This window comes from Mesorhizobium sp. M0152 (assembly GCF_040322415.1).
Taxonomy (GTDB): domain Bacteria; phylum Pseudomonadota; class Alphaproteobacteria; order Rhizobiales; family Rhizobiaceae; genus Mesorhizobium.
In genome coordinates this window covers 206,761-226,168 of the sequence record NZ_JAMYTH010000006.1, presented here as the reverse complement: position 1 = coordinate 226,168, position 19,408 = coordinate 206,761, and the positions used below count along the sequence as shown (strand labels likewise).

General features: G+C 62.6%; 24 protein-coding genes. 12 read left to right on the top strand and 12 right to left on the bottom strand.

The window, feature by feature from the left end; genetic code table 11:
- Positions 1-85: 85 nt before the first annotated feature.
- The 7 genes from NKJ26_RS09565 (at position 86) to NKJ26_RS09535 (ending at position 3,656) form a co-directional block, all read left to right on the top strand.
- On the top strand, positions 86-283 hold the full coding sequence (locus tag NKJ26_RS09565; RefSeq protein ID WP_352695049.1) for a hypothetical protein: 198 nt from the start codon (positions 86-88) through the stop codon (positions 281-283).
- A 1,007-nt stretch (positions 284-1,290) separates the two neighbouring features.
- The gene (locus NKJ26_RS09560; RefSeq protein ID WP_010915421.1) at positions 1,291-1,500 is read left to right on the top strand and encodes a cold-shock protein; all 210 of its coding nucleotides are present in this window, start codon (positions 1,291-1,293) and stop codon (positions 1,498-1,500) included.
- A gap of 311 nt (positions 1,501-1,811) precedes the next feature.
- Positions 1,812-2,039, top strand: coding sequence for a hypothetical protein (locus NKJ26_RS09555; protein ID WP_027027809.1), 228 nt, complete (start codon positions 1,812-1,814; stop codon positions 2,037-2,039).
- Positions 2,039-2,446, top strand: coding sequence for a hypothetical protein (locus NKJ26_RS09550; RefSeq protein ID WP_352695048.1), 408 nt, complete (start codon positions 2,039-2,041; stop codon positions 2,444-2,446). Before NKJ26_RS09555 ends, NKJ26_RS09550 begins: the two co-directional genes overlap by 1 nt.
- Position 2,447: 1 nt before the next feature.
- A complete protein-coding gene (locus NKJ26_RS09545) occupies positions 2,448-2,615 on the top strand; it encodes a hypothetical protein (protein WP_352695047.1) in 168 nt (55 codons plus the stop codon).
- A 4-nt stretch (positions 2,616-2,619) separates the two neighbouring features.
- A complete protein-coding gene (locus tag NKJ26_RS09540; RefSeq protein ID WP_502903097.1) occupies positions 2,620-2,967 on the top strand; it encodes a YkgJ family cysteine cluster protein in 348 nt (115 codons plus the stop codon).
- 77 nt (positions 2,968-3,044) lie between these two features.
- A complete protein-coding gene (locus NKJ26_RS09535) occupies positions 3,045-3,656 on the top strand; it encodes a LysE family translocator (RefSeq protein WP_352695046.1) in 612 nt (203 codons plus the stop codon).
- A gap of 168 nt (positions 3,657-3,824) precedes the next feature.
- On the opposite strand, the gene NKJ26_RS09530 is transcribed toward NKJ26_RS09535, so the two are convergent.
- The 4 genes from NKJ26_RS09530 to NKJ26_RS09515 all read right to left on the bottom strand — a co-directional run bounded on the left by NKJ26_RS09530 (position 3,825) and on the right by NKJ26_RS09515 (position 7,393).
- Positions 3,825-4,103, bottom strand: coding sequence for a hypothetical protein (locus tag NKJ26_RS09530; protein WP_352695045.1), 279 nt, complete (start codon positions 4,101-4,103; stop codon positions 3,825-3,827).
- A 244-nt stretch (positions 4,104-4,347) separates the two neighbouring features.
- Positions 4,348-4,788 carry a TadE/TadG family type IV pilus assembly protein gene (locus NKJ26_RS09525; protein ID WP_352598543.1) on the bottom strand — a complete coding sequence of 147 codons (441 nt, stop codon included), beginning with the start codon at positions 4,786-4,788 and terminating at the stop codon, positions 4,348-4,350.
- On the bottom strand, positions 4,785-5,360 hold the full coding sequence (locus NKJ26_RS09520; protein WP_352598542.1) for a TadE/TadG family type IV pilus assembly protein: 576 nt from the start codon (positions 5,358-5,360) through the stop codon (positions 4,785-4,787). Before NKJ26_RS09520 ends, NKJ26_RS09525 begins: the two co-directional genes overlap by 4 nt.
- Before the next feature lie 26 nt (positions 5,361-5,386).
- Positions 5,387-7,393, bottom strand: coding sequence for a pilus assembly protein TadG-related protein (locus NKJ26_RS09515; RefSeq protein WP_352695044.1), 2,007 nt, complete (start codon positions 7,391-7,393; stop codon positions 5,387-5,389).
- Here NKJ26_RS09515 and NKJ26_RS09510 point away from each other — a divergent pair.
- Positions 7,374-7,835: a hypothetical protein gene (locus tag NKJ26_RS09510; RefSeq protein ID WP_352695043.1), complete on the top strand. Its 462-nt coding sequence runs from the start codon at positions 7,374-7,376 to the stop codon at positions 7,833-7,835. The two genes, NKJ26_RS09515 and NKJ26_RS09510, sit on opposite strands and share 20 nt — an antisense overlap.
- A gap of 35 nt (positions 7,836-7,870) precedes the next feature.
- Here the strand turns inward: NKJ26_RS09510 and groL are convergent, their stop codons facing one another.
- From groL to NKJ26_RS09490, 4 genes are all read right to left on the bottom strand, one after another.
- Entirely contained in the window at positions 7,871-9,526 is a 1,656-nt protein-coding gene (gene groL / locus NKJ26_RS09505) for a chaperonin GroEL (protein ID WP_027027821.1), read from the bottom strand.
- A 63-nt stretch (positions 9,527-9,589) separates the two neighbouring features.
- Positions 9,590-9,886: a co-chaperone GroES gene (groES, locus tag NKJ26_RS09500; RefSeq protein ID WP_006203049.1), complete on the bottom strand. Its 297-nt coding sequence runs from the start codon at positions 9,884-9,886 to the stop codon at positions 9,590-9,592.
- 182 nt (positions 9,887-10,068) lie between these two features.
- Positions 10,069-10,254: a hypothetical protein gene (locus NKJ26_RS09495; RefSeq protein ID WP_352598540.1), complete on the bottom strand. Its 186-nt coding sequence runs from the start codon at positions 10,252-10,254 to the stop codon at positions 10,069-10,071.
- A gap of 136 nt (positions 10,255-10,390) precedes the next feature.
- Complete coding sequence (locus NKJ26_RS09490) at positions 10,391-11,020, bottom strand: TetR/AcrR family transcriptional regulator (protein WP_352695042.1); 630 nt, start codon at positions 11,018-11,020, stop codon at positions 10,391-10,393.
- A 127-nt stretch (positions 11,021-11,147) separates the two neighbouring features.
- Between NKJ26_RS09490 and NKJ26_RS09485 the strand changes: the two genes are divergently transcribed.
- From NKJ26_RS09485 to NKJ26_RS09470, 4 genes are all read left to right on the top strand, one after another.
- Complete coding sequence (locus tag NKJ26_RS09485; protein WP_352695041.1) at positions 11,148-12,335, top strand: MFS transporter; 1,188 nt, start codon at positions 11,148-11,150, stop codon at positions 12,333-12,335.
- Positions 12,336-12,401: 66 nt separating this feature from the next.
- Positions 12,402-13,682 carry a D-arabinono-1,4-lactone oxidase gene (locus NKJ26_RS09480; RefSeq protein ID WP_352695040.1) on the top strand — a complete coding sequence of 427 codons (1,281 nt, stop codon included), beginning with the start codon at positions 12,402-12,404 and terminating at the stop codon, positions 13,680-13,682.
- On the top strand, positions 13,679-14,824 hold the full coding sequence (locus NKJ26_RS09475; RefSeq protein WP_352695039.1) for an alanine racemase: 1,146 nt from the start codon (positions 13,679-13,681) through the stop codon (positions 14,822-14,824). The genes NKJ26_RS09480 and NKJ26_RS09475 overlap by 4 nt, the downstream gene beginning before the upstream one ends.
- Before the next feature lie 135 nt (positions 14,825-14,959).
- Positions 14,960-15,895 (top strand): bifunctional helix-turn-helix transcriptional regulator/GNAT family N-acetyltransferase, encoded by a 936-nt coding sequence (locus tag NKJ26_RS09470; RefSeq protein WP_352695038.1) that lies wholly within the window; start codon positions 14,960-14,962, stop codon positions 15,893-15,895.
- Between the two features lie 149 nt (positions 15,896-16,044).
- Here NKJ26_RS09470 and NKJ26_RS09465 read toward each other — a convergent pair whose 3' ends face one another.
- Genes NKJ26_RS09465 through NKJ26_RS09450 form a run of 4 tightly spaced genes read right to left on the bottom strand, consistent with a single transcriptional unit; the run spans position 16,045 to position 19,404 of the window.
- Complete coding sequence (locus NKJ26_RS09465; protein ID WP_352598533.1) at positions 16,045-16,980, bottom strand: phosphatidate cytidylyltransferase; 936 nt, start codon at positions 16,978-16,980, stop codon at positions 16,045-16,047.
- Positions 16,980-17,642 (bottom strand): lysophospholipid acyltransferase family protein, encoded by a 663-nt coding sequence (locus tag NKJ26_RS09460; protein WP_352695037.1) that lies wholly within the window; start codon positions 17,640-17,642, stop codon positions 16,980-16,982. Before NKJ26_RS09460 ends, NKJ26_RS09465 begins: the two co-directional genes overlap by 1 nt.
- Positions 17,639-18,082, bottom strand: a complete 444-nt coding sequence (locus NKJ26_RS09455; protein ID WP_352695036.1) for a hypothetical protein — start codon at positions 18,080-18,082, stop codon at positions 17,639-17,641. The genes NKJ26_RS09460 and NKJ26_RS09455 overlap by 4 nt, the downstream gene beginning before the upstream one ends.
- Entirely contained in the window at positions 18,079-19,404 is a 1,326-nt protein-coding gene (locus tag NKJ26_RS09450; protein ID WP_352695070.1) for a phosphatase PAP2/dual specificity phosphatase family protein, read from the bottom strand. Before NKJ26_RS09450 ends, NKJ26_RS09455 begins: the two co-directional genes overlap by 4 nt.
- Between the last annotated feature and the right edge of the window lie 4 nt (positions 19,405-19,408).

Sequence of the window (19,408 nt, the reverse complement as noted above, 5' to 3'; positions counted from 1 at the left end):
TCAGTTTGAAATTTGACCGGCTTCTCGTCGTTGTCGCGCGGTCGCCCGAACTCCTATATGCTTAGCGGAAAGCATGGAGCGGTAGATGGCGGCTTACGAAGTGTGGGCAACAAACGACCCGTTTGAATGGACCCAATGTCTCTTAGAGACTGACGACCGGCAGCAGGCAACAGCCAAGGCGCAAGCGCTATTTGAATCGAACAAGTTTCGGTTCATCGCGATTGACCATGATGGCAATACCATCTGGTCCAATGACCCCGATACTCCCGCAGAGGACAATTAGATGCCCACCGGACCTAAAGGCAATTACGGTGACAGTGCACTCTTTCCTATGCTTTCCCGACTGGACTGCCCCTGTTTTGAGACAATTGAGTTAGGCCAATATGGGAATTACGGTGACAGTGCACTCTTTCCTATGTTTTCCCGACTGGACTGCCCCTGTTTTGGGACAATTGAGTTAGGCCAATACGGAGCATGTTTGCGGTTTCAGATTGGGCGCTGGTCAGCAGCAACGCTTGCAGGGCTTCCATGAACCGTACTTTCTTGGGTGGGAGTTGCGGCAGAGATTGCCGCCGATTCATTCCGTCACAGCCAAAAAATGACGTCAAGCCCTACGTACACCGAAGGCATGCGGGCATGGAAATCAGTACTGCTCGCCCGCGGCGAGCAGCTCCGTGGTCCTGATGGAGGCCGCTTTGAACTTCGAATTACGGTGACAGTGCACTCTTTTCTATGTTTTCCCGACTGAACTGCCCCTGTTTTGAGACAATTGAGTTAGGCCAATATGGAGCATGTTTTGCGGTTTCAGATTGCGCGAGTGCGGCTTCGAATTCTACGAGTGACAGCGCGCTTCTCGATATTGGCGCAGCTCTCATCTGCCAAGATTAACCGCATCACCCGCCCTGCTCGTACAGGCGGCGAAGAGAAAATAGTGCACTGTCACCGTAATTTCGCTCCGCGGGTCAACGTCAACGAAATCGTCATCAGGCCGACCGACCAGGAGCGTTGACGGCTCGGACTGCAATCGGTCGCGACAAGGCGGTTCTCAATCTGGAGATATCGGCCGCCTGGCATGCCCTTGCCCGTGGCCATTGGTCAGTCCGGCGAGGCAAGATTTGACATGCTTCCAAAACAGGCGTAGAAGAAAGTCGTCGATATTTGTTTGACTGACTTTTGTTATCCGCGCTTTGCAGCGCGCCTTTGACGAACTTCCCACATCAAAAATCGAGACAAACGGCGTCGTGCATCCGCATGACGGCGAACGAATATTTGCCATGGAAAGGGTTCGTCATGAGCACCGGCACAGTTAAATGGTTCAACGCCACCAAAGGTTTTGGTTTTATTCAGCCTGACGACGGCTCGGCCGACGTTTTCGTCCACATCTCGGCCGTAGAGCGCGCCGGCATGCGTGACATCGTCGAGGGTCAGAAGCTCGGCTACGAGATGGTCCGCGACAACAAGTCGGGCAAGATGTCCGCCGACCAGTTGAAGGCGGCCTAAATCGGAATTCAGCCTTCCCGGTGACCACGGATGTACCGGCACCGGTGAACGGCGAATTCTGGGAGCGTCGTCGAGCGTCCTGGACGCTCGATCCTCCAACGAAAGGTCAGGCCATGCCTGGCCTTTTTCGTTTGGACGCTCAATTAGAACGCCGCACGCCCCTTCGGACGTGCTAAGGACGGTCTAACAGGTCGAATGAGCGCCGCGCCGTTAGTCGGGCGGGCAATTCGTGCCGGCAACCATATTTATTTGTGCGTGATTTCGGCCGAAGACCGGCCTTTCTGCATCACGCTGCGGACAGGAGAAAGATTTTGACCGCCACTTCGAAGACATCTCGCGATCAGGCCGAGTCCATTTTCAGCAAGACCAGGACCCAGTCCATGTCGTTGAACCGCATCGTGTCCGAACAGGATGCCGTCAGTCAGGCCCGCGAGGCAAAGACTGCCCGGCTGCGCGAACTGCGCCTGGAAAAGGAAGCCGACGAACTGGCGGCCGCTGCTGCTCAGGCTGCCCAGCCGAAGCGGGCGGGCAAACGCTGATGGCCACCAAGCGCGTACCCGCGAAGACGATCGCCGCCGACTCGACCATCGCCGACGTGGTCGATGGCCTTGACAAGCCGGTCGAATATGTCCGGCGCGTGCTGGAAAAACTGGAACGCTGCAAACGCGCCCATGGCGATGCCCAGGTCCGCCTTGGCGTGCGCGGTCGCGCCGAATGCCCGAACTACCTGATCGAATATGTCCGGGAAGACGCCAAGACGCACGAGCGGGTGACCTACCAGGATGCCGCCTATAGCGGCAGCACGCATCGCGAACTGGCGCCGCATCACATCGAGGCGACAAAAAACTGGTCGCCGGAGGAAATGAACATCACGGCGGTGTCGGCGTTGATCGGCCGCTTGCGCAACCCGCGGGCGCCATCATCGCGTTTCGCCGACGAGGACTGACATGGCCATAAAATTCTCCGCCAAGGACCAGCCGTCGGCGCCGGCCGTCGCTGCAAAGCCGGTCAAGCCGGCCGCCGAGCCGAAAACCGGCGAAGCCGCCGAGGCTGCGACCGATCTGTTCAAGTCGCCGCTGGATTCGCCAAAGGGCAAAACCAGGAAGAAGAAATAGCGCCTTGCCGCAAGACGTCGATCGCAACCTTGCCGCGCCGGCGCCGCCCGGCTTGCTGGTGCCTGCCTTCGACTGCCAGAGCTGCGGCGCCTGCTGCTCCTATTCGGCAGAGTGGCCGCGCTTTTCCACCGAGGATGACGCGCAACTTGACCGCATCCCGCCAAAATATGTAGCGGCCGACTTGTCCGGCATGCGCTGTGACGGCGTGCGCTGCTCGGCCTTGTCGGGCGAGGTCGGCAAGGCGACCGCCTGTGGCATCTATGAACTGCGCCCGGATGTCTGCCGTGCCTGCATGCCTGGCGACGACGAGTGCTTGACGGCGCGCGCGGCGCTCGGATTGCCTATCTCCTAGCGACGACTGACCGCGGCTTGTGCGCGCCCTCCTTGCTGGCTACGCTGCAACAGGGCAGGGCGCCGGAGGGAACCATCGTGAGCATCGAATTTCTGTTGACGTCGCTGATCGTCGTGGCTTCGCCAGGCACCGGCGTTCTCTACACGCTGAGCGCCGGGCTTTCGCGCGGGGCGCGGGCGTCGATCGTTGCCGCCTTCGGATGCACGCTCGGCATCATCCCGCACATGGCTGCCGCCATTACCGGCCTTGCCGCTCTCCTGCACACCAGTGCGCTCGCCTTCGAAACGCTGAAATATCTCGGCGTCGCCTATTTGCTCTACATGGCCTGGAACACGTTGAAGGAGAAAGGCGGGCTGAGCGTCGAGGACAATGTCGCGCCGCGCTCCGCCGGCAAGGTGATCGCCACCGGTATCCTCGTCAACGTGCTCAATCCGAAACTGTCGATCTTCTTCTTCGCCTTCCTGCCGCAATTCGTCAGCACCACCGAACCCAACGCGCTGTCGAAGATGCTGGAGCTCAGCTCCGTCTTCATGCTTGTGACCTTCGTGGTGTTCGTCGGCTATGGCGTGTTCGCCGCCTCGATCCGCAGCCACGTCGCCTCGCGGCCAATGGTGCTGACCTGGATGCGCCGGACCTTCGCCGGCGCCTTCGTCATGCTTGGCGCGAAGCTGGCGCTGGCGGATCGGTAGAGCAACTCCAGGAAAAGTGTGAAACGGTTTTCCGTCCGGAGTGCGTAAAAACGAAGAGACAGAGCGGTTCGCGGGTCCTGTCGTCTCTGCGCGAAATCTGCCCGGATAGTCAGAAGGCGAGCCCAGGGCTCGCCTTCATCCGTTCTTCAACTCCGGGCGAACCGGCAATCATTTGTTTGCGCCACCGAGAGCCTTCAATTTTTCGCAGAACGGCGCGTATGGTTTGCTCATCGCGGCGTCCTGGCATTCCTTCATCATCATGGCCTGATCGTCCTTGGACATCGCTGCCCAGGCGGCCTTCATTTCAGCGTCGGATTTCATCGTCTTCATGCCTGAATCGGTGAAGAACGGTTGCATCATCTTGGGCGAGTCGAGCGCCCCGGCCAACGCCGTGCCGCTGAAGACAGCCAATGCGAGTACTCCAACGCAGGCGGTTCTGATGTTCATCACACGGTCCTCCCTAGTGGTCTTTCTCGATCGTCGAATGGCGGTCGCGCTCGATTCTAGCAGAGATCGACATATTTAGGGGTAGCTAATATGACTACGGTCGGGCGTCCTCGGGCGTCAATATGGATTAGCGCAAGGCCGCCTGGCCCTTGACGTAGCCCATCGTGCCGCAGTCTGAGGAGCGACAAAAACGAAACGACGTGGACGCCGCGCGGAGGGCGTTTCCGTGAAGTGACAATCCGCTTTAGGCGCCTTGGTTAGGGAAGCACGCCTGAGCGCTGAGGTTTGGGCCATTTGCCAGGGAAGCGAGGAAAGCCGGCATCACGGTCGCGAACGTGTAGGAAACCCGGACGCTCGAAAAGCCTGACAAGCCCGAACAGGTGGTGTTGTTGTTGACGGCGATGTTGGCGCTGCTCAGGACGATGCCGTCGCCTGCTGCCCTGTTGCTGATGTAGCTCGTCGCAGTGGTGGCGTTGTAGACCCCGTTTTGCGTGCATCCGCTCTGCAGCACGCCGACGCAGCGTGCTCCTGCCGCGGCGATTTCATCCAGTACATGCTGCGCCCAATACATGCGGCCAAACTCGAAGGTGCCCATCAGCACCATCAGCAACGGCACCGACAGAAGTGCGAACTCGACGGCGTTGGCGCCGGATCTGTCGCTCAGGAATGACCGGCCGTGCCTCATTGCGGCTGCACCGCCGACTGGACGGTGATGTTGCCGTCGTTGACGATACCGAAACCGCCGAAAAGCGGCGCGTAAGGCTTGCTCGCCGAGATCGTCACGAATTTCCCCGCGATCCCGCCAGCAGGACAGATGCTGCCACACGTTACCGGCGTGCTCCAGACCACCGCCCCCGAATTGCCCGGACAATAGCAGAGGTCGGCGTTGGCGGCAGTGCCAGTTTGGGTCGCGGTGGATGTGCTGGCGGCGTACGCGAGAGCCGGGCCGTTGTTGATGACGACCTGAATGTTGCCGCCATTGCCGCCCAGTCCGCTCGTGACCACAGTGGCGATGTTGCCGGCCAGCGCGCTGCCTCCCGAGGAATTGACCTTGTCGCCATTGAGCAAGGCGTAGTTCGAGCCGGCCGAGACTGCCGAGCTCAGTTCGAATTTTGCTTTCAGCGAACCACCGATATCGACGGTCCCGGCAAGGATGAGCAGCAGGACCGGGCTGACCAGCGCGAATTCGACCGCCGAGACACCTGTCTTCTCGCGCCTCAGGAAGTCGATGAATGAAGAATGCCGAATGGTGGACATGTAGCGATCGAGGCGAAACGGAGTTCTCATTGTACGAGGCTCACCTTGCTGCTGGCGCTGGTGCTCGAGGCGGCGATGCATTCCGATGCAGCGGCCGTGCCACCCGACAGCGTGATGAGCGAGCCGATCATCTGCAGGCACTTGCTTGAATCGGATGGCGAGCCCAGCACACTGGAGCCGCCATTCATGACGATCGGGCCGTAGGGGAAATAGAAGGCGCCGGAGATCTGGGCGTTGGAGCCGCCCTCGGCGAAGGTGGCGCCGCCAATGTTCGAGCTTGAGGTCGGCCCGATCACCGCGAGCTTGGCGGTGGCGCCCGACTGCGGTGCGGTGAGTACGATGTTGCTGTAGCCGGCCGCGACGCAGAAGACATAGCCGTTGCAACTTCCCGAGCTCGATTTGGCCTTGCCCGACAGCACCAGCGTCACATTGGCGCCGCTGATGCTGAACGTGCTGCCATTGCAAACGGCGCTGCCGCCGCCATTGCCGCCGAGTGCGAAATAGCCGTCGACCGTGTAGACGCCGGCGCCTAGCAGGATGGCGCCCGAGCCGATGAAATTGCCGGCGATGTCGTGTTGCGCCGTGGCCGGTATGACGAAGCAGCTGCCGCCCCCACCGCCATTCACATTGCCGACCACCTGAAACACGCCCGAACTGGTGGCGTCGGCCATGATCGTCTGGGAGCCGCCGCCGAGCGTGATGGCGTCGCCATTGCTGCCCGGGCCGATTTTGTAGCTGTTGGATGTTCCCGAACCGAAGGTGAGCGTGGCGCCGCCGGTGTTGTTGAATCCGCCGGGCAGCTCGAAAGTGCTCGGCCCGCCGAAGGTCAAGGTGCCGCTGTTGCAGAGGCCGACGCGCGCGATGCCGCCGCAATTATTGTCGCTGATGCCGATCTTGAACGTGCCGGCGCCGAACGTGGTGGTGCCGTAGCTGGTCGTCAGTCCCTTGGTGAAGTTGAAAGTGCCGGCGCCGAATGTGGTGGTTCCGGCGGTGGTCACCTGCTTGCCGAAATTGAAGGTCCCAGCGCCGAAAGTCGTGCTTCCCGCAGTGGTGAGCGTCTTGGCGAAATTGTAGGTGCCGGGGCCGAAATTGGTCGTGGCGCTCGTCGTCAGGTCGCCGGCAATGTTGTAAACCGTGGTTGCCGCGCCTCCCGTGGCGAAGTTGACGTTGATGCCGCCGCCGATGGTGATCGTGCCCAGGTTGACGGTTGTCTTGCTGCCGCAATCCAGCGTCCAGGTCGATGATGACGGTGCCCAGGTGGCGGTGCAGCCGAGTACGATCGCTTGGCTTTTGGTGGAGCCCGGGCTCCAGCCGAAGTCGATGCTGTTGCCAATGGGGGTTGTCGGCGCCGTCGGCGCGGACGTCGTCGAAAGCGCGGCCACTGTGGCAATGCGGGCAACCGCGGCGGCGACCGCGGCATTGCCGGCCAGCGGATCGGGAGTCGATTTCTTGGTGATCACCGCCGCCGCGCCGTTGGGGCCGGTGATGCCGTTGCAAGGCTGGCTTGGGGCCGCGGCGGAGTTGTAGTTGACGCCGATCGCCGAAATGCTGGTGCCGCAGGGGACGGTCACCGTGTTGTTCGAGGATACCGTGCATTTCTGCGCGGTGATCGCGGTGCCGCCGCTCAGCGTGATGCCGGTCTGTGTGCCGTCAAGCGCAAGCATGCATCCGGGTGTCTGCGGCTGCGCGCCAAGCTCGGCCACCGAACTGGCGTAAATCTGCAATTGCTCGCGATCGCTCAAGACGCGTGCCAGAAGCAGGGTCTTGTAGGTATTGATCGACACCGAAACGGCGTTGACGGCTGGCGTTTTCGGGGAGGCGACAAGGCTGACCTGCACATTGGCGGCGGGAACGCCGTTGAGCACCGCCACGCTGACGGCGGTGGCGGTCATCTGGTTGGTGGACTTGTTCGCATTGTAGGCGAGGGCACCTGCATAGGCCGACAGGTCGGCGATGCGCTGATTGTCGACACGCTCGACCAGCGCGCCGCCATATTCGGTCACCAGGGCGGCCATGCCGATCAGCATCGGCATTACCAGTGCCGCGGTGATCAGCACGTTGCCGTCTCGGTTCCGCAAAAATCGTCGCAAGAATTGCATCGGTGTTGACCTGACACACTTTAGAGCGGCCCAGCCGGGCTCTCGCTCATTAGTAGTCGCGAATGTCTTAAAAAATATTGTCCGACAAATCCATTGCAAAGGCTTATGGAAGCCACTGATTTCGCTCGTGAACTGCACAAGAGAAAGTCATTTGCACGCTTTTATGGCAGATGACCTGCTGATGATGCCGTCGTTGTCTCAACGCAAAAGGGCGCCTTCCGGCGCCCTTTCGGTATCTGAGTTGATGGAAGTGTGGATTAGAAATCCATACCGCCACTCAAGCCCGCTTGCGGGCTTGAGCAACTTGGATTCATGGGCGTGCTTTATGGACTTCTTAGAAGTCCATGCCGCCACTCAAGCCCGCTTGCGGGCTTGAGCAACTTGGATTCATGGGCGTGCTTTATGGACTTCTTAGAAGTCCATGCCGCCCATGCCGCCCATGCCGCCGCCGCCCATGCCGCCAGGCATGCCGCCGCCAGCCGACTCCTTCTTCGGAGCCTCCGCGATCATGGCTTCGGTGGTGACGAGCAGGCCGGCGACCGAGGCCGCGTCCTGGAGAGCCGTGCGAACGACCTTGACCGGATCGACGATGCCCATGGCGATCATGTCGCCATAGTCGCCGGTCTGGGCGTTGTAGCCGAAGGTCGCGCCCTTGTTCTCAAGGATCTTGCCGGCAACGATCGATGCTTCCGCACCGGCGTTGGCCGCGATCTGGCGGGCCGGAGCCTGCAGCGCACGACGAACGATGTTGATGCCGGCGGCCTGGTCGGCATTGACGCCGGTGGCCTTGATGTTGGCCGAAGCGCGCAGCAGGGCGACGCCGCCGCCTGCAACGATGCCTTCTTCGACGGCCGCGCGGGTCGCGTTGAGGGCGTCATCGACGCGATCCTTCTTCTCCTTGACTTCGACTTCCGTCGCACCGCCGACGCGGATCACCGCAACGCCGCCCGCGAGTTTCGCGAGACGTTCCTGCAGCTTCTCCTTATCGTAGTCCGAGGTGGTCTCCTCGATCTGCTGCTTGATCTGGGCGACGCGGCCCTGGATCTCGGCCTTCTTGCCGGCGCCGTCCACGATGGTGGTGTTCTCCTTGGAGATCGACACCTTCTTGGCGCGGCCGAGCATGTTGAGGCCGACGTTCTCGAGCTTGATGCCGAGGTCTTCCGAGATGACCTGGCCGCCGGTGAGGATGGCGATGTCTTCCAGCATGGCCTTGCGGCGATCACCGAAGCCCGGCGCCTTGACGGCGGCGATCTTCAGGCCGCCACGCAGCTTGTTGACGACCAGCGTGGCCAGAGCCTCGCCTTCGACGTCTTCCGAGATGATGAGCAGCGGCTTCGAGGTCTGCACGACGGCTTCGAGAACCGGCAGCATGGCCTGCAGGTTGGAGAGCTTCTTCTCATGGAGGAGGATGTAGACGTCCTCGAGCTCGGCAACCATCTTGTCGGCGTTGGTGACGAAGTAGGGCGAGAGATAGCCGCGGTCGAACTGCATGCCTTCGACGACTTCGAGTTCGGTCTCGGCGGTCTTGGCTTCCTCAACCGTGATGACGCCCTCGTTGCCGACCTTCTGCATCGCTTCCGCGATCATCTTGCCGACCGACTCGTCGCCATTGGCCGAGATCGTGCCGACCTGGGCAACTTCCTCGGAAGTCTTGATCTTCTTGGCAGCCTTGCCGAGCGCCGCGACGACTTCGATGACGGCGAGGTCGATGCCGCGCTTCAGGTCCATCGGGTTCATGCCGGCGGCAACGGCCTTGTGGCCTTCCTGGACGATCGACTGTGCCAGAACGGTCGCGGTCGTGGTGCCGTCGCCGGCGATGTCGTTGGTCTTCGAAGCGACTTCGCGGACCATCTGCGCGCCCATGTTCTCGAACTTGTCCTCAAGCTCGATTTCCTTGGCGACGGTGACGCCGTCCTTGGTGATGCGCGGAGCGCCGAACGACTTGTCGATGACGACGTTGCGGCCCTTGGGGCCGAGCGTGACCTTCACCGCGTCAGCGAGGATGTTGACGCCGCGCAGCATGCGCTCGCGGGCGTCACGGGAGAATTTTACGTCTTTGGCAGCCATGTTTTAACTCCTGGCAGGGGCTTGGGGTAAGCCCGAAGATTTAAAGGATGGTGAGGCCGATATTCAGCCGATGATGCCCATGATGTCGGATTCCTTCATGATCAGAAGGTCTTCGCCATTGAGCTTGACTTCGGTGCCCGACCACTTGCCGAACAGGATGCGGTCGCCAGCCTTGACGTCCAGCGGAACGAGCTTGCCAGCTTCGTCACGAGCGCCGGAGCCGACGGCGATGATCTCGCCTTCCTGCGGCTTTTCCTTCGCCGTGTCGGGGATGATGATCCCGCCGGCGGTCTTGGATTCGGATTCGACCCGGCGAACGACCACGCGGTCATGAAGCGGGCGGAACTTCGACTTTGCCATTTTTTCTTCCTCGATGAGAACGGTGAGAACAGTTCCTCCGTCCGGCGACGCCGGACATGCAATTAGCACTCACGAGTGGTGAGTGCTAACGTGGCGCTGAAATAGGCCGCCGGCCTGTGAGAGTCAAGGCGCTCGGCGCGATGATTTGCTCGATCGAAGCCGCGCCGCGCAGGACAATGAGCTTACCTGCGTTTTGGCGATCCAAGCACCAGAAGCGGGCATCGTTCCGCCAGCGGGTAGGAGCCGCTCGGCACGAAGCGCACATTGTCGAACCAACTGCCCGCCTCGTCTATCAGCATGGCCAGCGTCGCGAAGCAATAAGTCGTTGCCGAACCCGCATAGACGTCGATGGTACCGATGGAGGCCATGCTCCATCCGCTGCTCGCGGCAAGGGCCGCGCGCGAAGCGGTTTTCCCGGGAAAGCGCATAGCGCTTTCCCTTGGCAATTGCGTCAAAACAAGGAGATGGAGCGGTTCGCTGTTTCCGTGAAACGGGTGAACTTCTCTACAGAAACTGCCGCAACTGGGTGTGGATGATCGACCGATAATCCTCGATGGTCCGGCGGCTTTCCGCTTCGCCCTCCGCTAGCGCCAGACGCACCACGCTGCCGGCGAGCTGGAAGATCAGCAGAACCATGCGTTCGAACTGTTCGCGCTTGTGCGGATCGAGCAAGACGGTGACATGGTCGCAGAACAATTTTGCCTGGTGTCTGGTCTCGGCGATGTCGAGATTCTTGAGCGCCTTGTCGGCCTGGATGGCGTTCTGGAGATCCTGGATGGCCGGATCCCCGGCGACGCGGCTGTGATAGTCGTCAAGCAGCCGGTCGGCGGCCATGATCACGTCCTTCGCCTCGCGGATGTCCGCGATGATCGCAATCAGCCTGGCGCGGCTGACCTCTGAAAAGCGCTCATAGAGCATCGCCAGGATCGCCGACTTGCTGGGAAAGTAATGGTAGACGGTGGCGATAGGCCCACCGGCCAGCATGCCGACCTCCTTCATCGTGACGGCGTCGATGCCTTTCTCGCCGATCAGCCGCATCGTCGTCGACAGTATGGCGTCGATGCGCTCGCGGCTGCGCTCCTGCTTGGGTCTACGCCTGGGCTCGGTCGCCGTTCGCCCTGCTTCTTCTTTCATGCGCCCGATCTCTCGCGAGAGTTCCAAATTTCTGGTTGACAACAAACATGATTAACTATCAGTTTCCAGAAATGCTGACAGATTGTCAGTTTTTCTGCGGCGCGGCAAGGACGTTGGGGAGGCGCGTTTGAGGTCGACGAATGCGGAACGGGCGGAGAATGGCGACTGGTTGGTCGGCAATCCGACGGGCGCGCAGCTTGCCGCGGCGTTGTGGATCGGTTCGGTCGGCCTGCTCATTCTCGGGCTGCAACCCGTACTGCTCGGCGCGCTTTACACCGAGGGTCATGTCACCGGCGACGAACTGGCGCTGGTCGCCACCGCCGAGATGATCGCCATCGCCATCGGTTCGGCCGTCGTGGCGATGCTGCTGTCGGCCCGCAACATGCGTTGGAAAAGCGCCGTCCTTCTGGTCCTGCTGGCGGCGGCCAATTGGTGGACGGCCTACGCCGATACGCCCCAGATGCTGATTTCGGCCCGCGCCCTGGCGGGGCTCGCCGAGGGTGGCCTGGTGGCGGTCGCCACCGAGTTGATCGCGCGTTCGCGCCGCGCCGAGCGTATTGGTGGCTACTTCGTCACTATGCAGACGCTGGCGCAATGCGCCCTGGCGCTGCTGCTGGCGCTCTACGTCGTCCCGGCCGCCGGTTCGAGCGGCGGCTTCATCGTTCTCGCTGTCGTCTGCATGGCGTCGCTGGCGGTCGCCTTTCTCGTTCCCGGCGACTACGCCGATCTGCCGAAGGACGAGAATCTGGCCAATGTGCTGACGGTTCCCTCGATCGCCGCGCTGTTATCGGTCTTCTGCTATTTCATGTTCTTCGGCGCGGTCTGGGCTTTTTTGGAGCCGCTTGGCACCCAGTTCGGCATCGATGGGCGCACTGTCGGCCTGATCGTCTCCGCCAGCCTTGCGGCGCAGGTTCTGGGCGCGATGACGGCGACAATGTTCGAGGCGCGCATCGATTATCGCCTCGCCATCACGGCAATCGGCGCGGTCGCGCTCTCAAGCTCGCTGGTTCTCGCCAGTGGTCCCGGCCTCACCACATTCTGGGCCGCCGCTTTGGTCATGGGCTTCATCCTCTTGTTCATCGTGCCCTACCAGATCCGGTTGGCCATCACCGCCGACGAGACGCGCACGGCCGTGCTTCTGGTGCCGGCTGCCCAGCTTTTTGGCCTGGCGATCGGACCGATCGCGGCGTCGCTGCTTATTGATGGCGGGGATTTCCGGCCGGTGCCGGAATTCGCCGCCGCCAGTGCCGTTGCCAGCGTGGCGCTGCTCGGCCTGTTCATCCTCGCGTCGCGGCACCGCCGCGCCAGACCATGACCCCGAAAAGTGGAAACCGGTTTTCGGAAGAGATCACCATCCAACGAAAAGCCTGAGCCCGGAAGAATGTCGAACACCTGGAGCAACTGGTCGGGCTACGTCACCGCCGAACCGCGGCTGATCGCCAGCCCCGCCGATGCTGGCGAACTCAGCGATCTGGTTCGTACGGCACCCGGCCCGCTGCGCGTCGTTGGCGCCGGCCATTCCTTTACGCCGCTGGTGAAATCGCAAGGCACGATCCTGTCGCTGGAGAAGCTCCAGGGATTGGTCTCGCGTGACGCCGAAAAACATCAGGCGCGCGTACGGGCAGGGACGCGGCTTGGCCCGCTCATGCGCATGCTGCAAGACATCGGCCAGGGCCTGCCGAACATGGGCGACATCGACCGCCAGGCGATCGGCGGTGCGCTGGGCACCGCCACGCACGGCTCGGGACCGACGCTCGGCGCCTATCACACGCAACTGGAAGCGGTGCAGATCGTCGACGGGCTCGGCAAATTGCGCGAGTTCACCCGAGCCGCCGATCGGGACGTGATCCACGCCACCGGCGTCGCGCTCGGTGCCTTCGGCGTGCTCAGCGAAGTGACCTTGAACAACATCGCGACCTACCGGTTGCGCCGACGCAAATGGGTGCTGCCGATCGCCGACATGCTGCGCGATTTCGAGACGATGATGGCCGCGCACCGATCGGCCGAGTTCTATTACATTCCGTTTTCCGGTTACGCGCAGTTCATCGCGAGTGACTTGAGCGACGCCGCACCCACCGCGCGGCCGCCGGAGGCAGACGAGGCCGGTTTGAGGACGCTGCGCCGGTTGCGCACCGGGCTCGCCTGGCTGCCGTCGCTGCGCCGCCGGCTGATCCTGGGCGCCGTCGCCAAGGTTTCGGCCGAGGATTATGTGCAGGACTGGCTGAACGTCTATGCCAGCGACCGGCAGACGAGGTTCAACGAGATGGAATATCACCTGCCGTTCGAGGAGGGACCGAAGGCGCTGGCCGAGATCATCGAACTGACGGAGAAGCATTTTCCCGAGGTCTATTTTCCGATGGAGGTGCGCTCGGTCGCGCCTGATCAATTCTGGCTTTCGCCCTTCTACCACAGGCTTACCTGTTCGATCGCCATCCACCATGATGCGGCGAACGATCCATTGCCGTTCATGCGCGCGGCCGAGCCGATCTTTCGCAAATATGGCGGCCGGCCGCATTGGGGAAAGATGCACAGCCTGAAAGCGGCGGACCTGAAAAAACTCTACCCGCGCTGGGACGACGCGATGGCGGTGCGCCGCGATATCGACCCGCAAAATCGCTTCGTCTCGCGCTATATGGCCGGCCTCTTCGGCATCGAGCAATGAACGCCTATTTCGCCGCTCTTTCGGATGCGTTGAGAACAGCCGGTATCTTCCAGCCGTGTCTGGTTCTCGATCTCGACAGGCTGGATCGCAACGTTGCCCTGGTGAAGGAGAGGCTTGATCCCGGCCTTGCGGTGCGGTTGGTCGACAAGTCGCTGGCCTGCCTGCCGCTGCTTTCTCACCTCGGCAAGGCGCTTGGTACAAATCGGTTCATGACCTTCCACCCGCCGATCAGCGAGGCGGTGCTCAAGGCCTTTCCCGATGCCGATCTCCTGTACGGCAAGCCGGTTCCGGTCGAAGCGGCAAGGGCTGTCGTTGCGAAGGATGCCGCCGACTGGTCGCGTATCTGCTGGCTGATCGACAGCGAGCAGAGGCTGGCGGAATACGGTGCGCTTGCGGCGGAACTCGGCGTCGAACTGCGCATTGCTTTCGAGATCGATGTCGGGCTGCATCGCGGCGGGTTCGCCGATCCCGAGGCCTTGTCGAAAGCGTTGAACGCGCTGCCGGGACACGAACGGCTGCATTGCGAAGGCGTGATGGCCTACGAGGCGCACGCGCCGCACATTCCCGGCCTGTTCGGCGGGCCGGCCAAGGCGTTGGGACAAGCGTCGGAGCGGGCCGCCGCCTTCGTCGCCTGCCTCGCCGCCGGTCAGCGGAACATCTTGAACATCGGCGGCAGCAAGACCGCACTGCTCCATCGTCGCGGCGTCGCCAACGAAGTGTCGATGGGCTCGGCCTTCGTGCTGCCCAGCGATTTCGATACGCCCGGCCTCGACGGTTTCCAGCCGGCGGCCTTCATCGCGACGCCGATCCTGAAAGTGGTCGAGCCGATGCTGCCAGGCCCGCTGGCCGTCACCCGCCTGCTGCAGGCGCTCGGCCGGTTCCCGCGCAAGGGCTGCTATCTCTATGGCGGCAAGTGGATGGCTGAACCGGCATTTCCCGAAGGCATGAAGCCCAACGCCCTGCTTGGCCTGTCCTCCAACCAGCAATTCATGGGGCTGCCCGTGGATGCGACCGTCAGGCCCGGCGACTACGCCTTCCTGCGGCCGACGCAGAGCGAGGCGGTGTTGCAGCATTTCGGCTCGATCGCGGTGTTCTCCGCCGGCCGCATTGTCGATCGCTGGCCTGCATTGCCGATGGGCTGAGCCTGCGCTTGGCGAGCGTTCTCCGCACCCCGCCGCCTTCAAAAGGTCAAGCTTCGATCATGCGGCTTGCAACAGGCGATTACTTGACTAAGTCAAATAAATCGTTGATCCTCTTCCGGACAGGAGGAACGTCCAATGACCATCCACCATCCGCCGGGCAAGGACCGTATCGACGCGGTGCGGGCCTTCAACCGCTTCTACACTCGCCAGATTGGGCTGCTCGACGAAGGCTTGCTGAAGAGCCCTTTCTCTCTGACCGAGGCGCGCGTGCTCTACGAACTCGCGCATCGCGACGGACTTGTCGCCAGTGATCTGGTGCGCGACCTCGCGCTCGACCCCGGCTATCTCAGTCGTCTCCTGAAGAAATTCGAGGAGCGTGGCCTGGTCGATCGCGAGGCGACGGAAGCCGATGCGCGGCGCTCCTCGATCGCGCTGACGGCGGCCGGCCGAAAGGCTTTCGCGCCGCTGAACCGGGATTCGCACGACCAGGTCCAGGCCTTGCTGGACAAGCTTCCGCCGGCCGGACAGGACAGGCTGGTCAAGGCGATGGGCACGGTGCAACGCCTGCTCGGCGACAAGGCGGAACCAAAGGTTCCCTACCTGTTGCGGCCTTTGCAGGTCGGCGACATCGGCTGGATCACGCATCGCCAGGGCCTCATCTATGCCCAGGACTATGGTTGGGACGAGACCTATGAGGCGCTGGTCGCCGAAATTCTCGCCGCGTTCGTAAAATCCTTCGACCCCAAATGGGAACGCAGCTGGATCGCCGAGCGGGAAGGCGAGGTCGTCGGCTCGGTCTTCCTCGTGCGCAAGTCGGACGAGGTGGCAAAGCTGCGCCTGCTCTATGTCGAACATTCGGCGCGGGGCCTTGGCATCGGCAAGCGGCTGGTCGACGAATGCGTCGGCTTTGCCCGCGCCAAGGGCTACAAGACGCTGACCTTGTGGACCAACGACATTCTGGTTTCGGCACGCCGCATTTACGAGGCGGCAGGCTTCAAGCTCACCGACGAAGAGCGCCATCACTCTTTCGGCAAGGATCTGGTTGGCCAGAACTGGAACCTGGAATTGTAGCAGGCCTGCCGCCCGGCGCGTCGCGATGAACGCCCAATGCCGCCAGCGGCCGGCATTAGCGCAATTCGCACGACAATTGTCGGCGAGCCGCTGGCCGCCTCCGTTGGCGCGAGGCCGGCGGCTTTCTCCGGCAGTCAAGGTCCGCCGGCTCACACCGTCCAGAAATAGCGCACGATGTGAAAGAAGATCGGAGCCGCGAAGACCAGGCTGTCGGTACGGTCCATCATGCCGCCATGGCCTTCGATCAGATGGCCCCAGTCCTTGACGCCCTGGTCGCGCTTGATGGCCGAGGCGACCAGCCCGCCCAGAAAACCCATCGAGCAGGCGACGAAGGCCACTCCCGCCGCTTGCAGCGGCGAGAACGGCGTCACGAACGACAATAGCGCACCGAGCAGGCTCGCGGACACCAGCCCGCCGACCAGGCCTTCCCAGGTTTTCGACGGCGAGACGTTCGGCGAAAACCGGTGTTTTCCGAAGAGCTTGCCGAAGATGTACTGCAGCACGTCGCTGCCTTGCACGACGATGATCAGGAAGGCGATCAGCAACAGGGTGCGGCCTTCGAAACCCGGCACGTCGAGTGTCAGCAGCGCCGGAACATGGCTGACGCAATAGACCGAGATCATCACCGCCCATTGCTGCGCGGCGATCCGCTCGAGGAAGCGTTCGGTATCGCCATGCAGCGCGGTAATGGCCGGCATCAACAGGAAGCAGTAGACCGGAATGAAGATGACGAAGAGCCCGTACCAGGCGGTCCATACCAGCCAGTACTGAAAGGGAATGATGATGCCGAACATGCCGAGCAGCACCCAATGGTCGCTGCGGCTGGTGTGCGTCAGCGTCACGAATTCGCGCAGCGCCGCGAAGGAAATCAGTGCGAACAGGATTGTCATGCCGTAGCGGCCGAAAAAGAAGGCGACCGTCAACAACGCCACCATCACCCACCAGGCGTTGATGCGCTGGGTGAGATTGACCAGCGTCGAGCTGAGCGGCTTTGGCGCCCGCACCGAGAGTATGGCTGCGACGATGCTGGCAGTGGTCAGCACCGCGAGCAGGCCGAGGATCAGGATGGAGATTTCGTGGCGCATCAATCGCCTCGCTCGGGACGCGGGTTGAGCGCCAGGAGCGTGGCGTGGGCACGCTCGAGAAAGGCGCGGCGTTCTTCGCCCGGGGCCACCGCCACCGGTGGGCCGAAGACGACGCGGCACAGCAGCGGCACCGGCAGGAACTGGCCCTTGGGCAGCACACGCGACATGTTCTCGATCCAGCACGGAATGAGCTCGACCTCCGGCCGCGCCATCGACAGATTGTAGAGCCCGGAGCGGAAGCCCAGCAGCGGCTCCTCAGTCATGTTGCGGGTGCCCTCGGGAAACAGGATCAGCGAATGGCCCTGGTCGAGAACCGACAGCATGATCTCGATCGGGTTTTCTTCAGGCGTCGTCCATTGCCGGTTAATGAGCACGGACGACAGCATGTCCTTGGCGATGAAGCGGCGCAGCCGCGACTTTCCCCAGTACTCGCCGGCCGCAACCGCATGGGTGATCGCGCGCTCCTTCTCGCTCAGGCAGGCCGACAGCAGGATGAAGTCGCCATGGCTGGTGTGATTGGCGAAATAGATGCGCTGTCGGCCGGAGGGCAGGCTGCCGTTCCAGATCGGGCGCACCCCGGTCACCACCCAGGCTAGTGCCGAGAGGCCGACGGAGGTTACCGTCTGCAGCAAGGTGAAGGTCTTGAGCGAAAGCTTGTTCATAGTGGCGCCCAAAACCCTGCCGTCAAAAGCGCTACGGCGAACACGGCCAGGGCGAACCGCTGCTTGAACAGCAAGCGGCGGCTGCCGGCGATGCGGTCGTCGAGCGGGCGTGGCGTGGACGGGGAGGGTTTCAGCCGCATGCGCCCCAGCATGTCATCTACCGCCGCACCACCGGCAGCCTCGTCATTGTGGCTGGCCATCAGCCGGAACAACAGCGCGTCGAACACCAGAAGCGCCGACAGCGCCAGCACGGCAACCGCGCTCGCGGCCGAGACTGACAGAGCAATGGCCGCGGGCAAGGTCTCGAAGGCGCCGCGCGCCGACGCGGCCAGGGGCGCGAGGCTATTTGCGGCCACCACTACCGCGGCCGGCCATGCGGCCTGCTTCATCAGCGTGCGGGCGAAGCGATCGGCGCGTTCCTGGTCGGCATTGCCCGTCATGACGCCGCCTGCTCGGTGGCCTCGGCAAGATGGATCGGCCGGCCGGTGGCCGTCAGCATCTCGCGGGCAAGAGACGGCGTCTTGGCTCTGCCGGTCTCCGTGAGCCACTCGGCGACAACGCCGGCGCTGCGCTGGAAGCCGAGCGCGCAGCAGACCAGCACAGTACCGTCGCGGCGCGCGCTCTCCAGCGCATTGGCTGCCTGCTGTCGTATCGTTACGGGCGGCGGCAACAGGTCGATCATCGGAAAGCTGATCCAGCGGCAATCCGCTCCCGCCGGCTTTTCAAGCTCGGCGGCAACATCGATGACCGTGCCGAAGCCGTTGGCCTCGCTTGCCGTCGGAAGACGGCCGAAAAAGACACCGTCAGCGACGGCTACGAACGGCTGGAGCTTGTGCGTCCGTATCGCGACATTCACCCTGGCGCCCAGCCGGTAGGGCCAAAGCAGGACGCGGCTTGCCAGGGACACATGGCCTCCAGCGCTCTTCTGGAACACCTTTGCACCGGCCCCGGCATAGGCGAAGGCGACGATGGCCAGCGCCAGCGCCGGCCAGAGCAGGAAGAGCGCGACGGCGGAAAGGAGGGCGCCGAACCAGGCACCGGCGAGCGCAACGACGGCGCCCAGCGCATAGAACAGCGCCAGCCGGCGCGCCTTGGCATTGCTGGTCGGCCGGGCGCCCGAAAACGGCAACTTGCCGTCGCGCGGAAACAGCCACAGGGCGAAAAAGCCGAGCAGCGCGCCAGTCGGGATGTCGATGAAATGATGTTGCCAGGTTGTCAGCACCGAGACGCCGATCAGGAAGCACCAGCCATGCCAGAGCGGCAGCAGAAGGCCGCCGAGCTGGTGGCGCCAGTGGTCCCAGATGATCACCAGCAGGGCGATGTGCAACGAGGGCGCCTGGTTGAACGGCTTGTCGAAACCGCCAAGTACGGCAAACAGGAAGCCTGGCAGGCCGGTCGTTTCCGGCCGCACGAACGTCGCGGCGAGCGGGAACAGGATGAAGCAGGAGACAGCGACGATCTGCGCGGCGAGATAACGCCCGGCCAGGCGGTCGACCCCTTGCCTGCTGTCGTTGAGCAGCAGCGACAGGCCGTAGAACAGGTTGATCGACCAGTAGGGCACGATGGTCCATGCGAGGAAGGGAATGCTGTGTTCCCAGGAGAACACGATGCTGCCGACGTGGTCGCGCCGCGACGCCAGCCAGTTGGCGAAGCCGTAGCTGAGATAGAAGAACGGTGCCAGCAAGGCCAGCCAAAGGGCTGCCCTGAGGACTACCCGGCCATAAGGCTCAGGGCGCACATTGGATGCAAGCGACGACACCATCCTG

Bases quoted from the DNA above. Each gene is read 5' to 3' on its own strand.
- groES (WP_006203049.1), bottom strand. From the start codon at position 9,886: ATGGCAAAGTCGAAGTTCCGCCCGCTTCATGACCGCGTGGTCGTTCGC.
- NKJ26_RS09510 (WP_352695043.1), top strand. From the start codon at position 7,374: ATGCCGATCAGCATCGGCATTACCAGTGCCGCGGTGATCAGCACGTTG.
- NKJ26_RS09475 (WP_352695039.1), top strand. From the start codon at position 13,679: ATGAACGCCTATTTCGCCGCTCTTTCGGATGCGTTGAGAACAGCCGGT.
- NKJ26_RS09450 (WP_352695070.1), bottom strand. From the start codon at position 19,404: ATGGTGTCGTCGCTTGCATCCAATGTGCGCCCTGAGCCTTATGGCCGG.
- NKJ26_RS09460 (WP_352695037.1), bottom strand. From the start codon at position 17,642: ATGAACAAGCTTTCGCTCAAGACCTTCACCTTGCTGCAGACGGTAACC.
- NKJ26_RS09490 (WP_352695042.1), bottom strand. From the start codon at position 11,020: ATGAAAGAAGAAGCAGGGCGAACGGCGACCGAGCCCAGGCGTAGACCC.
- NKJ26_RS09545 (WP_352695047.1), top strand. From the start codon at position 2,448: ATGGCCATAAAATTCTCCGCCAAGGACCAGCCGTCGGCGCCGGCCGTC.
- NKJ26_RS09465 (WP_352598533.1), bottom strand. From the start codon at position 16,980: ATGCGCCACGAAATCTCCATCCTGATCCTCGGCCTGCTCGCGGTGCTG.
- NKJ26_RS09495 (WP_352598540.1), bottom strand. From the start codon at position 10,254: ATGGCCTCCATCGGTACCATCGACGTCTATGCGGGTTCGGCAACGACT.
- NKJ26_RS09530 (WP_352695045.1), bottom strand. From the start codon at position 4,103: ATGAACATCAGAACCGCCTGCGTTGGAGTACTCGCATTGGCTGTCTTC.
- NKJ26_RS09480 (WP_352695040.1), top strand. From the start codon at position 12,402: ATGTCGAACACCTGGAGCAACTGGTCGGGCTACGTCACCGCCGAACCG.
- NKJ26_RS09560 (WP_010915421.1), top strand. From the start codon at position 1,291: ATGAGCACCGGCACAGTTAAATGGTTCAACGCCACCAAAGGTTTTGGT.
- NKJ26_RS09470 (WP_352695038.1), top strand. From the start codon at position 14,960: ATGACCATCCACCATCCGCCGGGCAAGGACCGTATCGACGCGGTGCGG.
- NKJ26_RS09565 (WP_352695049.1), top strand. From the start codon at position 86: ATGGCGGCTTACGAAGTGTGGGCAACAAACGACCCGTTTGAATGGACC.
- NKJ26_RS09515 (WP_352695044.1), bottom strand. From the start codon at position 7,393: ATGCCGATGCTGATCGGCATGGCCGCCCTGGTGACCGAATATGGCGGC.
- NKJ26_RS09455 (WP_352695036.1), bottom strand. From the start codon at position 18,082: ATGACGGGCAATGCCGACCAGGAACGCGCCGATCGCTTCGCCCGCACG.
- groL (WP_027027821.1), bottom strand. From the start codon at position 9,526: ATGGCTGCCAAAGACGTAAAATTCTCCCGTGACGCCCGCGAGCGCATG.
- NKJ26_RS09550 (WP_352695048.1), top strand. From the start codon at position 2,039: ATGGCCACCAAGCGCGTACCCGCGAAGACGATCGCCGCCGACTCGACC.
- NKJ26_RS09525 (WP_352598543.1), bottom strand. From the start codon at position 4,788: ATGAGGCACGGCCGGTCATTCCTGAGCGACAGATCCGGCGCCAACGCC.
- NKJ26_RS09520 (WP_352598542.1), bottom strand. From the start codon at position 5,360: ATGTCCACCATTCGGCATTCTTCATTCATCGACTTCCTGAGGCGCGAG.